12 protein-coding genes are annotated in these 15,768 nt (G+C 68.1%); 7 read left to right on the top strand and 5 right to left on the bottom strand.

Annotated features, from left to right (window positions below):
* Positions 1-3: 3 nt before the first annotated feature.
* Positions 4-684, bottom strand: coding sequence for a response regulator (locus SBI80_RS26895; RefSeq protein WP_318978108.1), 681 nt, complete (start codon positions 682-684; stop codon positions 4-6).
* A complete protein-coding gene (locus SBI80_RS26890; protein WP_413232821.1) occupies positions 677-2,359 on the bottom strand; it encodes a sensor histidine kinase in 1,683 nt (560 codons plus the stop codon). The genes SBI80_RS26895 and SBI80_RS26890 overlap by 8 nt, the downstream gene beginning before the upstream one ends.
* A gap of 87 nt (positions 2,360-2,446) precedes the next feature.
* Here SBI80_RS26890 and SBI80_RS26885 point away from each other — a divergent pair, with 87 nt between their 5' ends.
* The 5 genes from SBI80_RS26885 (at position 2,447) to SBI80_RS26865 (ending at position 6,747) form a co-directional block, all read left to right on the top strand.
* Positions 2,447-3,445, top strand: a complete 999-nt coding sequence (locus tag SBI80_RS26885) for a Bug family tripartite tricarboxylate transporter substrate binding protein (protein WP_318978105.1) — start codon at positions 2,447-2,449, stop codon at positions 3,443-3,445.
* Complete coding sequence (locus tag SBI80_RS26880; RefSeq protein ID WP_318978103.1) at positions 3,442-3,954, top strand: tripartite tricarboxylate transporter TctB family protein; 513 nt, start codon at positions 3,442-3,444, stop codon at positions 3,952-3,954. Before SBI80_RS26885 ends, SBI80_RS26880 begins: the two co-directional genes overlap by 4 nt.
* 2 nt (positions 3,955-3,956) lie before the next feature.
* Positions 3,957-5,495, top strand: coding sequence for a tripartite tricarboxylate transporter permease (locus SBI80_RS26875; RefSeq protein ID WP_318978169.1), 1,539 nt, complete (start codon positions 3,957-3,959; stop codon positions 5,493-5,495).
* 22 nt (positions 5,496-5,517) lie between these two features.
* Positions 5,518-5,907, top strand: coding sequence for a universal stress protein (locus SBI80_RS26870; protein ID WP_318978102.1), 390 nt, complete (start codon positions 5,518-5,520; stop codon positions 5,905-5,907).
* 66 nt (positions 5,908-5,973) lie between these two features.
* The gene (locus SBI80_RS26865; protein ID WP_318978100.1) at positions 5,974-6,747 is read left to right on the top strand and encodes a DUF1206 domain-containing protein; all 774 of its coding nucleotides are present in this window, start codon (positions 5,974-5,976) and stop codon (positions 6,745-6,747) included.
* A gap of 4 nt (positions 6,748-6,751) precedes the next feature.
* Here SBI80_RS26865 and SBI80_RS26860 read toward each other — a convergent pair whose 3' ends face one another.
* The 3 genes from SBI80_RS26860 to SBI80_RS26850 are packed head-to-tail and all read right to left on the bottom strand — an operon-like array spanning position 6,752 to position 9,898.
* A complete protein-coding gene (locus SBI80_RS26860) occupies positions 6,752-7,069 on the bottom strand; it encodes a Rieske (2Fe-2S) protein (protein WP_318978098.1) in 318 nt (105 codons plus the stop codon).
* Between the two features lie 13 nt (positions 7,070-7,082).
* Positions 7,083-9,545 (bottom strand): nitrite reductase large subunit NirB, encoded by a 2,463-nt coding sequence (gene nirB / locus SBI80_RS26855; RefSeq protein WP_318978095.1) that lies wholly within the window; start codon positions 9,543-9,545, stop codon positions 7,083-7,085.
* Positions 9,545-9,898 (bottom strand): molybdopterin oxidoreductase, encoded by a 354-nt coding sequence (locus SBI80_RS26850; protein ID WP_318978094.1) that lies wholly within the window; start codon positions 9,896-9,898, stop codon positions 9,545-9,547. The genes nirB and SBI80_RS26850 overlap by 1 nt, the downstream gene beginning before the upstream one ends.
* Positions 9,899-10,108: 210 nt before the next feature.
* Between SBI80_RS26850 and SBI80_RS26845 the strand changes: the two genes are divergently transcribed.
* Positions 10,109-11,590, top strand: a complete 1,482-nt coding sequence (locus tag SBI80_RS26845; protein WP_318978092.1) for a nitrate/nitrite transporter — start codon at positions 10,109-10,111, stop codon at positions 11,588-11,590.
* Between the two features lie 5 nt (positions 11,591-11,595).
* On the top strand, positions 11,596-15,585 hold the full coding sequence (locus SBI80_RS26840; RefSeq protein WP_318978090.1) for a bifunctional nitrate reductase/sulfite reductase flavoprotein subunit alpha: 3,990 nt from the start codon (positions 11,596-11,598) through the stop codon (positions 15,583-15,585).
* The last annotated feature ends 183 nt before the right edge of the window (positions 15,586-15,768 follow it).

The raw sequence follows: 15,768 nt of genomic DNA, 5'->3' as shown, positions 1-15,768 counted from the left end.
CCGCTATTGTGCGCCCGTGGCGCGGTAGCGCCGTTCGGGCCTGCCCGCTCCGTATTGCAGGCGAAGTTCGACCGCGCCGACGCCGAGGAAGTGCTCCAGGTACCGTCGCGCACTGACCCGCGAAATACCCACCAGCTCGGCGCATTCCGCGGCCGATACCTCGCCCGCGTCGCGTACCGCATCCAGGACCAGCTGTCCGGTCACCGCGCCGAGGCCCTTGGGCAGCGGATCGTCGGGGCTCGCGGGCGCTGGCGTCGACGCACCGAACAGCGAGTCGATCAGGGACTGGTCGACGCCGGTGGCCGAGGCCAGCGCGTCCGCCCGCGCGGCGAAGGCCGCCAACTTGGCCTGCAGCTGCGGGAATTCGAACGGCTTGATCAGGTAGTCGGCGGCGCCGCCGTCGAGGGCGCCGCTGACGGTGTCCAGCTCGCGGGCGGCGGTGATCATGATGACCCCGACGGGGTCGCCGTGCGCGCGCAGTCGCTGCAACACCTCCAGGCCCGTCATGTCGGGCAGATACACGTCGAGCAAGATCAGGTCGGGCTGCAACGCGTCCGCCATCGCCAGTGCCTCGGCCCCGGTGCGCGCGGCCCCCACCGTGGTGAAGCCTTCGACGCGGTCGACGAACTTGCGGTGGATCTCCGCGACCATGAAGTCGTCGTCGACGACGAGTACGTCACGCATGGTCGGCCTGTCGGGTGGTCGCACCGACCCGACCGGCCAGCGGGGCACGGGGCAACCGCACCACGAAGCAGGCCCCGCCGCCCGGCGCGTCGATCACCTCGATGACCCCGCCGAGCTGCGCACTGACCAGCCGCACCAGGGCGAGGCCGATGCCACGCCCGCCGGGCACCTCGGGTTTCGAGGTCACCCCCCTGGCGAAGATCTGCTCCCGAAGATGTCGTGGCACACCGGGTCCCGAGTCGGTGACGGTCAAGGTCAGCCCTTCTGAATCGTCGACGCGCACGGACACCTCGGCCTCGGCTGACCCCTCCGACACGTCTACGGCGTTGTCGATGAGATTGCCCAGCAGCGTGATCACGTCGGTGGCCAGCGCCGCGTCGAGAGCTGACAGGTGCGAGTCGGCGGTGAGGCGCAGCGCCACGCCGCTCTCGGCGGCCAGCGACGTCTTGGCGATCAGCAGGGCGGCCACCGCGGGATCGGAGATGCGCTCAGTCACCGCATCGCTGATCTCGGCACGCCTGCGGGTCAGGGCGCCCACGAAGTCGTGCACGGAATCGTATTCTCCGAGCTGCACCAGCCCGGAGATGGTGTGCAACTGGTTGGCGAACTCGTGGGTCTGTGCGCGCAGCGTGTCGGTCACACTCTTGTGCGACGAGAGCTGGCCCTGCATGGAGGCCAGTTCCGTGCTGTCCCGCATGGTCGTCACGGTCCCGATCCGGCGGCCCTGGCTGGTGGCGGGCCGGCGATTGAGGGCAAGCACCCGGGTGCGGGTGGCGATGACGACGTCGGATTGGGTAGCGCCGTCGCCTGTTTGGGTGACACCGCCATCTCCTTCGACGGCGCTGCCGTCGCCGGAGAGCAGGAACTCACCGACCGCCGGGTCCAGTTCGACGTCGTCGACGCGACGTCCCACCGCATCGGGGGTGAGGTCGAGCAGGGCCAGCGCGCTGTCGTTCAGCACGGTGATGATTCCGTCGTCGTCCACCGCGACCACGCCCTCGCGGATGCTGTGCAACAACGCTTCCCGATGCTCGGCGAGGCTGGCGATCTCGTCGATCTCCAGGCCGCGGGTCTGGCGCTTGATGCGGCGCGACAGCAGCCACGACGCCAGCATGCCCAGCGCGGCACCCAGACCCAGGTACACCAGGAGTCGTTCGCCCGCGCCGCTGAGCAGCTGCCACACCGAGGGGTAGGGCTCCGACACCGAGACGATGGCCAGGACCCCGCCGTCGATGTCGATGATGGGGACCTGTCCGGCCAGGCTGTGCACGCCGGCGACGTCGAGGTCCCCGAACCAGGCCCGGCCCGACCGGGCGGCGCTGTCCCCGAGGTCGAGCACGCGCCCGAGCTGCGACGGGTCCGACGAGACCCGCACGGTGCCGGCCGGGTCGACGATCTCGGCGAGTCCGGCACCCGAGAGGGCGACGGCGCGATCCACGTCGGGGGCCAGCAGTTGGCTGGCGAACGGATCGGCGAACCGTTCGCGCACGATCGGCGTCGAGGCCAGGTTCTCCGCTACGGCGATCAAGCGCTGCCCGCGCACATCGCGGAACTCCTTGGTCGACTGGTTGACCGAGACCGCGGCGACGGCGACCAGCACCACGGCGACGACCAGCAACTGCGACACCAGGAACTGCCCGGCCAGGCTGCGCGTGAGTGACCGCAATGACCACAACTTCCTTTGCGTCCGAAAGAGTGACCCGAGTCACTTCGGGGTCCAGTATTGCTGAGCATCACAATCCAACGAATGGGGACGACCCATATGAGAACACGACCCTCGACGGCCGCGCGGATCCTGGCGCTGCTGGCCGGTGTCGCGACGATCGCCGCGCTGACGACCGGCTGCGGGGTGACCCGCGGCAGTGACGAACCCGGCCTGCACCGGCTGCGCATGATGGTGCCCAACAGCCCCGGCGGTGGCTACGACCTCACCGCCCGCACCGCCGTCAAGATCATGGAGGACAGCGACATCACCGGTCGCGTCGAGGTCTTCAACGTCATCGGTGCCGGCGGCACGGTGGCGATGGCGCGGCTGATGAACGAGAAGGGCAACGGCGACCTCATGATGATGATGGGGCTCGGCGTGGTCGGCGCGGTCTACACCAACGGCTCCTCTGCACTGGCCACCAACGCCACCGCCCTGGCCAAGGTCGTCGAGGAGCAGGAGGGCATCCTCGTCCCTGCCGATTCGCCCTTCCGCACCGTCGCCGACTTCGTCGCGGCGTGGAGGGCAGACCCGGCGAAGGTCACCATCGGGGGTGGCTCCTCGCCCGGCGGCCCAGACCACCTCTTCCCGATGGAGACGGCGCGCGCCGCGGGCGTCGACCCGACGAAGGTCAACTACGTCTCCTACGACGGCGGCGGTGACCTGCTGACGGCGCTGCTGGGCAAGAAGATCGCCGCCGGCACCTCCGGTCTCGGCGAGTACGTCGACCAGATCGAGGCCGGCCAGGTCAGGGTGCTTGCCGTCTCGGGTGACGAGCGGGTCGAGGGCGTCGACGCCCCCACCCTGAAGGAGGCCGGCATCGATCTGACGTTCACCAACTGGCGCGGAGTGCTTGCGCCACCGGGCATTCCGGACGAATCCAAGAAGGCGATGGTCAAGGCGCTCGAGGACCTGCACGCCACCGACTCCTGGAAGGAGGCCCTAGTGAAGAACGGATGGACCGATGCGTTCATGACCGGAGAGCCGTTCGAACGGTTCCTCAAGGATCAGGACCGGCGGGTGTCCAGCACGCTGACCGAGTTGGGGCTGCTATGACCGAGCCGGCGATCGAGGAACCGGGGACCGTCGACCGTGCGCAGTACGTCGTATGCGCCGTGCTGGTCGCCGTCGGCGCCTTCCTGATCTATGACGCACTGTCGTTGCCCGGCGGTTTCGCCAAGGTGGATCCCGTTGGGCCCAAGCTCTTTCCGATGATCATCGGGATCGGTCTGCTGGTGACGGCGATCATCCTGGCCATCGCCATCCCGCGCGGGTCCAAGGGGGAGGCCGACGCGGGCGAGGACATCGACCCGGAGCTGCCCAGTGACTGGCGCACCGTCGGGCTGCTGGTCGCGATCTTCGTGGCCACCATCCTGCTGGTGAATCCGCTGGGGTGGGCGATCACCGGAGCGCTGATGTTTGCCGGTTGCGCAACGGTTCTCGGCAGCCGGCACTACGTCCGCAACATCGTGATCGGCGCGGTGCTCAGCGTCGGCAGCTTCTACGCGTTCTACTCCGGGCTCGGAATCCCGCTGCCCGCAGGCATCTTGGATGGGGTCCTCTGATGTTGGAAAACCTCGACTGGCTGCTCCAGGGTTTCGAGCAGGCCGCAACGCCGATGAACCTGCTGTACGCCGTGATCGGCGTGCTGCTGGGCACGGCGGTCGGCGTCCTTCCCGGCATCGGCCCGGCGATGACGGTGGCGCTGCTGCTGCCGATCACCTACAACGTCAGCCCCAGCGCGGCATTCATCATGTTCGCCGGCATCTTCTACGGCGGCATGTACGGCGGATCGACCACGTCGATCCTGTTGAACACCCCCGGTGAATCGTCGTCGGTGATCACGGCCATCGAGGGCAACAAGATGGCCAAGGCGGGCAGAGCCGCCCAGGCTCTGGCGACCGCGGCGATCGGATCCTTCGTCGCCGGCACCATCGGCACCGCGCTGCTGGTGCTGTTCGCACCGGCGGTCTCACGGTTCGCCGTCACCCTCGGTGCGCCGTCGTACCTGGCGATCATGCTGTTCGCCCTCGTCGCGGTCACCGCGGTGCTTGGCTCGTCGAAGCTGCGCGGCTGCATCTCGCTGCTGCTTGGACTGGCCATCGGGCTGGTCGGCATCGACTTCCTGACCGGGCAGGCCCGCGCGACGTTCGGCATCCCGCAGCTCTCGGACGGCATTGACATCGTGGTGATCGCGGTGGCCATCTTCGCCGTCGGCGAGGCGCTCTGGGTGGCCGCGCACCTGCGGCAGAAGCCCGCCGAGGTGATCCCCGTCGGCCGGCCATGGATGGGCCGCAGCGACTGGCAGCGGTCCTGGAAGCCGTGGCTGCGCGGAACGGCGTTCGGCTTTCCGTTCGGCGCGCTGCCGGCGGGTGGTGCGGAGCTGCCGACGTTCCTGTCCTACATCACCGAGAAGAAGCTCTCCAAGCATCCCGAGGAGTTCGGCAAGGGCGCCATCGAGGGCGTCGCCGGTCCCGAGGCCGCCAACAACGCCTCGGCCGCGGGCACCCTGGTGCCGATGCTGTCACTGGGCCTGCCCACCAACGCCACCGCCGCGGTGATGCTCACCGCCTTCGTGTCCTACGGCATTCAGCCGGGCCCGACGCTCTTCTCCAAGGAGCCGCTGCTGATCTGGACGCTGATCGCCAGCCTGTTCATCGGCAACTTCCTGCTGTTGGTGCTGAACCTGCCGCTGGCGCCACTGTGGGCCAAGTTGCTGCGCACCCCGCGGCCGTATCTCTACGCGGGCATCCTGTTCTTCGCCACCCTCGGCGCGTTCGCCGTGAACATCCAGCCGTTGGATCTGGCGTTACTGCTGATCTTCGGGCTGCTCGGGTTGATGATGCGCCGGTTCGGGTTACCGGTGCTGCCGCTGATCATCGGCGTCATCCTCGGGCCGCGCATCGAACGTCAGCTGCGCCAGAGCCTGCAGCTGGGCAGCGGTGACTGGGGCAGCCTGTTCACCGAGCCCGTCGCCATCGTGGTGTACGTCTGCATGGCGCTGCTGCTCCTGGCGCCGCTGGTGCTGCGGTTGATGCACCGCAGCGAGGAGACCCTGCTGATCGTCGAGGACGATGAGGATCAGAGAGAGAAGGCTCAGGCGTGAGCACCGTGCGCGAGGAGAAGAGATGATCGTCGTCGGATACACCACGGATCGCTTCGGGGCCGCGGCGCTCGAACACGGCATCGCCGAGGCGAAGCTGCGCCAGACCTCGATCCACGTGCTCAACTCCACCCAGGGCGACTCCTACGTCGACGCGGCGTTCGCGCACGACCGGCAGGTCCACGACCTGGAGACCAGGCTGGCCGACTGCGGCGTGCCCTTCGAGGTCGAGCAGCCCGTTGGCGTCTACGCCGCCGATGCGCTGCTCGAGCTGATGGATCGCCCCGATGCCGAGCTGCTGGTGATCGGGATCCGGCACCGCAATCCGGTCGGAAAGCTGTTCCTGGGGAGCATCTCGCAGCAGCTGATCTTGGAGTGCCCCAAGCCGGTGCTGGCGGTCAAGCCGGCCGAGTAGACCCGTATTCGGCGCATCCGTAAATTTCTGGTTTGCCTCACCGGCGGGGCAGGGTATCCGCGCGAAATGGTCGATACCCGCTCGGCAGCCACCTCCGCCCATGACAACGCCTGGTTCGAGCGGGCGGCCCGAGCCGGTTACGCCGCCAGCGGCCTGATGCACCTGCTGATCGCCTGGATCGTGGTCCAGCTGGCGCTGGGCGACGGGGGCAACGCCGATCAGTCCGGGGCCCTTGCCACCCTGGCCGCCCAGCCGGGTGGGGCGGCGATGCTGTGGGTGGCTGCGGTGGTGCTGGCCGCACTCGGGCTGTGGCAACTCGCCGAGACCTTCGTCGAACGCGATGCCAAGGACCGCGTCAAGGCATTGGCCGTCGGCGTGGTCTACCTCGGGCTGGCATTCTCCGCTGCCAAGTTCGCGATGGGCAGCGGGCAATCCAGCACCAGTCAGAACGCGGGACTGAGTGCGCGGATGATGCAATCGGCATTGGGCGTCGCGGTGCTGATCGCGGTGGCGCTGGTGCTCATCGGCGTCGGCGGCTATCACGTGTACAAGGGCGTGACGAAGAGCTTCCTCGACGAGCTGAGCGTCTCGGGCAACCAGGCAGTGACCTGGACCGGCATCGTCGGCTACGTCGCCAAGGGTCTGGTGCTGATCGGGGCAGGGATCCTGGTGGTCATCGCGACGCTGACCTCGGACCCGGCCAAGGCCAGCGGCGTCGACGCCGCGGTCAAGGCGCTGGGAAATGCGCCGTTCGGCAAGTTCCTGCTCATCCTTGCCGCGGTTGGCCTCGCGGCCTATGGCGCCTACGGCTTCATCCGCGCCCGCTACGCGAAGATGTGACGGCTCAACGGCATTCGAGTGTCAGCTGAATCGACCCGTCGTCGCCGGCGGTGACCGGATGGCTGCACACGCCGGGTCCGGAGCCGGAGGTCTCGGCGCCCGTGCGCAGGTCGTAGCCGAGTCCGTGCAGCGGACACACCACCACGTCGTCGTCGAGCAACCCGTCGGCCAGTGGGCCGCCCCGGTGCGGGCACACCGCCCCGAGGGCGCGCAATGATCCATCCCGCATCCGGTACACCGCGATCTGCTCGCCGTCGATGGCGAACGTGCGGCCCTGGCCGACCGGGATCTCGTCGACGTGGCCGACCGTGACGTCGGTCATCGCAGTCGTCCCTTCATCGGACCGGAACCTGCGGCAACGGTAGCAACGGCAGCGACGACCGGAACTGTCCCTCGGTCGCCGGCTCCTTGCCGTCCTGCCACGGATCACGGTAGGCCGCAACGGACCTTGCCATCGCGGCATCCAGCTCGGCGGCCAGGCCCTCGGCGTCGTCGACGACCACGGCCCGGATCGTGTCGATGCCGACCCGAGGCACCCAGGCGTAGGTACGCTCCAGCCAGTTGGCGTTCTCGCGGTAGTACTGCAGGAACCGTCCCGTCAGTGTCATGACCTCGTCGGGTCCGTCGACGGTGGCCAGCAGGTCGCCCTTGCGAATGTGGGCTCCCGCCGCACCGCCGACGTAGATCTCCCACCGCCCGCCGTCGACGGCGACGACCCCGAGGTCCTTGCACAGCGCCTCGGCGCAGTTGCGCGGGCAACCGGTGACGGCAAGCTTCATCTTGGCCGGGCTGGCCAGCCCCTGATACCGCTCCTCGATGGCGATCCCCAGCGCCGTCGAGTCGCCGACGCCGAAGCGGCAGAAGTCACTGCCGACGCACGTCTTGACGGTGCGGAAGCTCTTGCCGTAGGCGTACCCCGACGGCATGTCGAGATCGCTCCACACCGCGGGCAGGTCCTCCTTGCGGACACCGAGCAGGTCGATGCGCTGGCCGCCGGTCAGCTTGATCATCGGGATCTGGTACTTGTCGGCGACGTCGGCGATCCGGCGCAGCTGATGGGAATCGGTGACGCCGCCCTTCATCTGCGGCACCACCGAGAACGTGCCGTCGCGCTGGATGTTGGCGTGCACGCGGTCGTTGATGAAGCGGGCGTCGCTCTCGTCGACGAACTCCGCGCCCCACATCATCTCCAACAGCGACGACAGCGCCATCTTCGAGCCGGCGTGCGGCCGGCCGTCGGGTGCCAGCGCCGCGAAGACCGATGACACGGAATGCAATTGGAGTTCCCGGATCAGCCGCATCAGCTCCGGCTTGGGGTAGGGCACGCCGGGCACGTACCAGTTGGCCGACGGGTCCTCGGTCACGTTGCCGCCCGCCGCCCACTCGACGATCTGCCCGACGAGCTCCTTGCAGGATCCACAACCCTTGCCGGCCTTGGTCTTCGCCATCACCCCCGATACCGAGGTCTCACCGGCCGCCACGCATGCCGTCAGGGCGCCCTTGGAGACGCCGTTGCAGTTGCAGACCTGGGCGTCGTCGGACAGCTCGCCGACGCCGACGCCCACGTCCGGGGTCCCGATGTCGAACATCAGCGACACCCGTTCGTCGGGCAGGGGCAGTCCGCTGTCGAAGGCCTGGGTGAGGAACGACACCTTGCTGACGTCGCCGACCAGGGTGGCGCCGACCAGCTTGCCGTCGCGGATGACCACGGTCTTGTACACCCCGTGCCGGGGCTCGGAGTACTGGACGAACTCGTCGTCGTCGCGTTCGGGGGCCTTCACGCCCATCGCGGCGACGTCGACCCCGGCCACCTTGAGCTTGGTGGCGACCCGTGAACCATGGTATGCGGCAGCGGGATTGGTGCCGGTAAGGTGGTCGGCCAGCACCTTTGCCTGCTCCCAGAGGGGGGCCACCAGCCCGTAGACCTGGCCGCGGTGCTGAGCACACTCGCCGACGACGTACACGTCGTCGTCGTCGACCGAGCGCATGTGGTCGTCGGTCACGATGGCGCGCTCGACGGTCAGGCCGGCCCGCTGGGCGAGGCCGACGTTGGGCCGGATACCGGCGGCGATCACCAGCATGTCGCAGTCGAGCCGCTCCCCGTCGGCGAACGTGACACCTGCCAACCGGCCGTCCTCGACGACCACGCCGGTGGTGCGCTTGTTCAGTAGCACCCCGATTCCCAGGTTCTCCACCGACTTTCGCAGGATCGCGCCCGCGAGATCGTCGAGCTGGGCGTTCATCAGCACCGGCCCCGAGTGCACCACGTCGACGGTGAGCCCGCGATTCTGCAGACCGCGGGCGGCCTCGAGCCCCAGCAGACCACCCCCGATGACCACGGCCCTGGTCCTGGTGGCTGCCTCGGCGATCATCGACGCGGTGTCGTCGAGGGTACGGAAGCCGAACACGCCGTCGGTCAGGGTCTTGTCGTCGGCCCATAGCCCCGTCATCGGCGGGAAGAACGACCGGCTTCCGGTCGCCAGGATCAGCTTGTCGTAGCGCACCGTGCTGCCGTCGTCGGCGTGGGCCAGATGCGCAAAGGTGTCCAGCCGCACGACGCGGACCCCGGCCCGCAGGTCGATGCCGTTCTGTCCGTACCAGTCGAGCTGATTGAGATAGATCTCGGCTGGATCATCGCTACCGGCAAGCACATTCGACAGCAGGATGCGGTTGTAGTTGCCGTAGGGTTCGTCGCCGAAGACGGTGATGTCGAACTGCTCGCCGCCACCACGGGCGAGCACCTCCTCGATGGCGCGCACGCCCGCCATGCCGTTGCCGACCACCACCAGCTTCGGCATCAGATCTCCACCATGCCGAAGTCGACCACCACGGTGCCGGCGCAACCGTCGGGGGCGGCGACGTACAGCTCCAGTACGGTGTCGCCGAGGAGGTCCTCCACCACGCGCAGAGCGACGTGGGTAGCGCCCTTGGCGCCGATGGGGAAGTACCGCATCGGCACACCGTCGCGGTACAGCACCACCGTCACCATGTCGTCGGTGGAGTTGCCGCCGCGGAAGTACACGGGCTGCGTGACGGCGCCCGCGGGCACGACGTACCGTAGCGATTCGTCGATGGGTACGGGGGCATCCAGGCCCTTGCCGTGGAATTCGAATGCACCCTGCAGGAACCGGGACGTGCTGCCGTCGCTCATGTCTCAACGATTGGGTCCAAGTGTTTCGGTTTCGTTTCCTCCACGATTCCGCCGTGAATCCCGTTTCGCACCCGTCGACGTCACGGTAGGTGAGCCGCTCTTGACACGACGGTCATCGGAGCGCAACCGATGGGGAACGGTCTCGCCGTAGACATGTCGCATGCGTTCGCGACGTCGCGGACACCAGCAACGATCCGACCCTGAAGGGCGATGATGTCGACATCCATCGATGACCACGAGACCAAGAAGCCGCGGCGAAGCCGTAACGTCGAACACCCGCGGCGAAGCCGCGACATCGAACACTGGGATGCCGAGGACGTGGCGGCCTGGGAGGCGGGCGGAAAGGCCATCGCCCGGCGCAATCTGATCTGGTCGATCGTCGCCGAGCACGTCGGATTCTCGATCTGGTCGATCTGGTCGGTGATGGTGCTGTTCATGCCGCAGAACGTCTATCACATCGACGCTGCGGGCAAGTTCTACCTGGTGGCCATGCCGACCCTGGTCGGCGCGTTCATGCGAATCCCGTACACCGTCGCCCCTGCGAAGTTCGGTGGCCGCAACTGGACCATCGTCAGCGCCCTGCTGCTGCTGATCCCCACGTTGCTCACCTGGTACGTGATGAAGCACCCGGGCACCTCCTACACCACGTTCATGGTGGTCGCGGCGTTCGCCGGATTCGGCGGCGGCAACTTCGCCTCGTCGATGACCAACATCAACGCGTTCTATCCACAGCGGCTCAAGGGGTGGGCGCTGGGGCTCAACGCCGGCGGTGGCAACATCGGCGTGCCGGTCATCCAGCTGCTGGGTCTGCTGGTCATCGCGACCGTGAGCAACACCGCACCGGAGATCGTCTGCGCCATCTACCTGGTGCTGATCGCTTGCGCCGCCCTGGGTGCGGCGTTCTTCATGGACAACCTGCGCAACCAGAAGTCCAACTTCGGCGCACTGGCGGAAGCGTTGCGCTACAAGCACTCCTGGGTGATGAGCTTCCTCTACATCGGTACGTTCGGCTCGTTCATCGGCTTCTCGTTCGCCTTTGGCCAGGTGCTGCAGATCAACTACCTCGCCGGCGGTGACACCGCGGCGCAGGCATCCCTGCACGCGGCGCAGATCTCCTTCCTCGGGCCGCTGCTCGGCTCGATCTCCCGTCCGATCGGCGGCAAGCTGGCCGATCGCATCGGCGGCGGCAAGATCACCCTGTACACGTTCGTCGCGATGATCTTCGCCGCCGGCATCCTGGTGAGCACCGGCATGATCGACGACGGCATGAAGGGCGCGCCCACCGGTGGGCAAATGGCCGGCTACGTCACCGGATTCATCCTGCTGTTCGTCCTGTCCGGGATCGGCAACGGGTCGACGTACAAGATGATCCCGTCGATCTTCGAGGCCAAGGCGCAGGACGAGAACGGTTTGACCGACGAGGAGAAGGCCGCCTGGTCCCGGAGGATGTCCGGCGCCCTGATCGGGTTCGCCGGCGCAGTCGGGGCACTGGGCGGGGTGTTCATCAACATCGCGCTGCGGGTGTCCTACGTGGGCGCAGCCAAGTCGGCGACCAACGCATTCTGGGTCTTCCTTGGCTTCTACGTGGTCTGCGCGATCGTCACCTGGTTCGTGTTCCTGCGGATGAAGTCGGTCAGGGCCGTCACCGGTGAGGACGTCGGGCGCGAACCCGCCACCGTGGGCGCCGGCTGATCGACGTGACCGTCACCACCCGAACCGCGTGCTCGTACTGCGGTGTGGGCTGTGGCATCGAGGTCCAGACCCGCACCGACGCCGCGAGCGGCGCGCAGGTCATCGCCAGGGTTTCCGGAGACAAGCTGCACCCGACCAACTTCGGCCGGTTGTGCACCAAGGGTGCGACACACGCCGAGATGATGGCCGCCGATGGCGACCGGCTCGTCACCGCCATGGTCCGCACCGACCGTGGCGGTGACGCCGTGCCCACCCCGGTGGACGACGCGATCGCCGAGGCCGCGACGCGGTTGAAGGCCATCGTGGCCGAACACGGACCCGACGCCGTCGCGCTCTACGTGTCGGGCCAGATGTCCATCGAGGCACAGTATCTGGCGACCAAGCTGGCCAAGGGGTTCCTGCGCACGGTGCACATCGAATCGAACTCCCGGCTCTGCATGGCCAGCGCGGGCACGGGCTACAAGCAGTCCCTCGGTGCCGACGGGCCACCGGGCTCCTATGCCGACTTCGACGCCACCGACCTGTTCTTCGTCATCGGCTCGAACATGGCCGACTGCCACCCGATCCTCTACCTGCGAATGGTCGACCGGCTCAAGGCGGGCGCCAAGCTCGTGGTCGTCGACCCTCGCCGCACCACCACCGCGGAGAAGGCCGACCTCTTCCTGCAGATCAAGCCAGGCACCGACCTGGCACTGCTCAATGGGCTGCTGCACCTGCTCGTCGAGAACGGGGACGTCGACGCGGACTTCATCGCCGAGCACACCGAGGGCTGGGACGGCATGCCGGGATTCCTCGCCGACTACCCACCCGACGTGGTGGCTGGTATCACCGGCCTGGCCGAGGCCGACATCCGCACTGCCGCAGCGATGATCGCCGAGGCGGGGGAGTGGATGACGTGTTGGACGATGGGCCTGAACCAGAGCACGCACGGTACCTGGAACACCAATGCCATCTGCAACCTGCACCTAGCGACCGGAGCCATCTGCCGGCCGGGCAGCGGGCCGATGTCGCTCACCGGCCAGCCCAACGCGATGGGCGGCCGCGAGATGGGGTACATGGGGCCGGGTCTGCCCGGTCAGCGTGCGGTCACCTCGGCCGAGGACCGGGCCTTCGTGGAGCGCGTGTGGAACCTACCGCCCGGCACCATCCGAACCGAGGTCGGGCCGGGCACCATCGACATGTTCACGCGGATGGCCGACGGTGAGATCAAGGCGTGCTGGATCATCTGCACCAATCCCGTTGCCACTGTCGCCAACCGGGAAACCGTCATCGCGGGGCTGCAGGCCGCCGAGCTGGTGATAACCCAGGATGCCTACCGGTCGACCGCCACCAACCGGTACGCCGACGTCATCCTGCCGGCCGCCCTGTGGGCCGAGACCGAGGCGGTGATGGTCAACTCAGAACGCAACCTCACCCTGCTTCGGCAGTCCGTCAACCCCAAGGGGGAGGCGCGCCCCGACTGGCAGCTGATCTGTCAGGTCGCCGCGCATCTCGGCTTCGCCGAGGACTTCGCCTTCACCAGCAGCGCCGAGGTCTTCGACGAGATCCGCGAATTCTCCAATCCGCGCACGGGTTACGACCTGCGCGGGGTCACCCACGAACGCCTGCGGCAGACCCCCGTGCAATGGCCCGCTCCGCCGCCGGATGAACCGGGTGGATCCGCCGACCGGCATCCGATCCGCTACCTCAACGACGGCATCAGCCAGCACCCGTTCGTCGACCAGCACGGTCATCGGCCGCGGCTGGCGTTCCCGACGCCGTCGCGGCGGGCGGTGTTCCATCCCCGCCCGCACATGGACGCCCGCGAACTGCCCGACGACGACTACCCGGTGGTGCTCAATACCGGTCGCCTGCAACACCAGTGGCACACGATGACCAAGACGGGCAAGGTCGCCAAGCTCAGCAAGCTCGATTCCGGCCCGTTCGTCGAGATCCACCCCGACGACGCGGCGGCGCAGGGCATGCGCGACGGCCAGCCCGTCGAGCTGGTCTCACGCCGCGGCAGGGCGGTGCTGCCGGCGGTGGTTACCGACCGGGTGCGTCAGGGCAACTGCTTCGTCCCGTTCCACTGGAACGACGAGCAGGGCGAGCACCTCGCGATCAACGCCCTCACCAACGACGCCGTCGACCCGGTGTCCCTGCAGCCGGAGTTCAAGGTGTGCGCGGTGGCGTTGCGGCCGCTGCCGGTGGACGCACCGGTCCCCGACGGGCTGGGGCTCGAGGGCGTCGTCGCGCCGGTGCTCGAGGATGACGAGAAGACCTATCTCGCAGGTTTCTTCACCGGCGTCACCGGGGGAGCGTCGGGTGTCCCCGTCCTGCCGGGCTCTGCACCGGTCCGCCGGGAGGTACGGCTGTGGGTCGACGGCCTGCTGGCGGGGACGCACTCGCGGGTTCCGGCCGACGCGGACCCCGCCACCGGACCGTTGGTGCTGTGGGCCTCGCAGACCGGCAACGCCGAGGGCTTCGCCAGCACGGTCGCCGACGGCCTCGGCGGGGCGCGGCTGGTGAACATGGACGACGCCTCGGTCGAGGACCTGGTTGCCGCGGGTGACGTGGTGATCGTCACCAGCACGTTCGGTGACGGCGGCCCGCCCGACAACGGAACCGACTTCTGGGGCCGGCTCGGGGCTGAGGACGCACCGGCCCTCGACGGCGTCCGCTACGCAGTGCTGGGCATCGGCGACCGGTCCTACGACGAGTTCTGCGGCCACGCCAAGTCCCTCGATCACAGGCTGGCAGACCTCGGTGCGACCCGATTGATCGACCGCGCCGAGTGCGAAGCGTTCGACGACGAGCCGATGGCGCGGTGGGCGGCGAAGCTCGGCGAGCTCGTCGCACCATCGCCTCGGATCCCGGCGGCACCGCCCGCGAAGGCTGCGCCGGCGCGCTTCACCCGTACCAACCCGGTCGAGGTACCGCTGTGCCGCAACGTCGAGCTGACCCCGCGGACCGCGTCGAAGGAGGTGCGGCAGTTCGGTTTCGACGTCTCCGAGCAGCGGCTGGACTACGCGGTGGGCGATTCCCTGGGGGTGTTCGTCACCAACGACGCGCGTGTGGTCGACGCGTGGCTGGCGGCCACCGGGCTCGCCGGCACGTCGCTGGTCGAGGTCGACGGCCGAGAGGTTCCGCTGCGGGAGGCGCTGAGCACGTCGTTCGACGTCTGCCGGGTGACCCCGAACCTGCTTAGCTTCGTCGCCGAGCGGTGCGCCGACCGCGCGGCCACCAAGGTGCTGCGGGCACCGAGACCGGAACGCGACGAATGGTTGCAGGGCCGCAATGCGCTCGACGTGGTCGAGCAGTTCGCGGTGCGCGCCGACCCAGGCGAGTGGCTGGACGCGCTGGTTCGGCTGACGCCACGGTCGTACTCGATCTCGTCGAGTCCGCTGGTGAGTCCCAACGAGGTTCAGCTGACCGTGTCGGTGGTGCGCTACCGCAGCGCGCGCGGTGCCGAGCGTGGCGGCGTGTCGTCGACCTTCCTGGCCGACCGCGCGTCGCACGCACCGGTGTTCCTCCAACCGTCACCGCACTTCCGACCGCCCGAGGACGGATCGGCGCCGATGATCATGGTCGGACCCGGCACCGGCATCGCCCCGTTCCGTGGCTTCCTGCAGGAGCGTCGCGCGCTCGGGCACCAGGGACGCAACTGGCTGTTCTTCGGCGACCAGCACCGAGCCGAGAACTACTACTACCGAGAAGACCTGGAGGACATGGTCAGCGACGGCCTGCTCAGCAGACTGGATCTGGCCTTCTCGCGCGATCAGCCCGAACGGGTGTACGTGCAGCACAAGATGCTGGACTACGGCGCCGACGTGTGGCGCTGGCTGGAGGACGGCGCGCACTTCTACGTCTGCGGTGACGCCACCAGGATGGCCAAGGACGTCGACGAGACGCTGACGACGATCATCCGTCGGCATGGAGGGCTGTCGCACGAGCACGCCCACGACTACAAGCGCGAACTCGTCGCCGCCAAGCGCTACGTGCGCGACGTGTACTAGCCGCGACATCGTTTCGCGTTCGCCGGCGACGCCCTTGACCTTGAGTCTTTGAGCGAATTCTCCTGTTGGAGAGAGGTTTCACCCGGTTATGTCGGTGGTTCGAACTAGTATTCGACTATGAGTTCGGGGGCCGTGGTCGAGGCGATCGCCGCGATGCGGGCCGCCTACGACGCCGTCGCCGAC

The sequence above is a fragment of the Mycolicibacterium sichuanense genome (genome assembly GCF_033741125.1).
GTDB lineage: Bacteria > Actinomycetota > Actinomycetes > Mycobacteriales > Mycobacteriaceae > Mycobacterium.
Note: the sequence above shows the minus strand (reverse complement) of the source record. Positions and strands in the feature narration are given on the sequence as shown.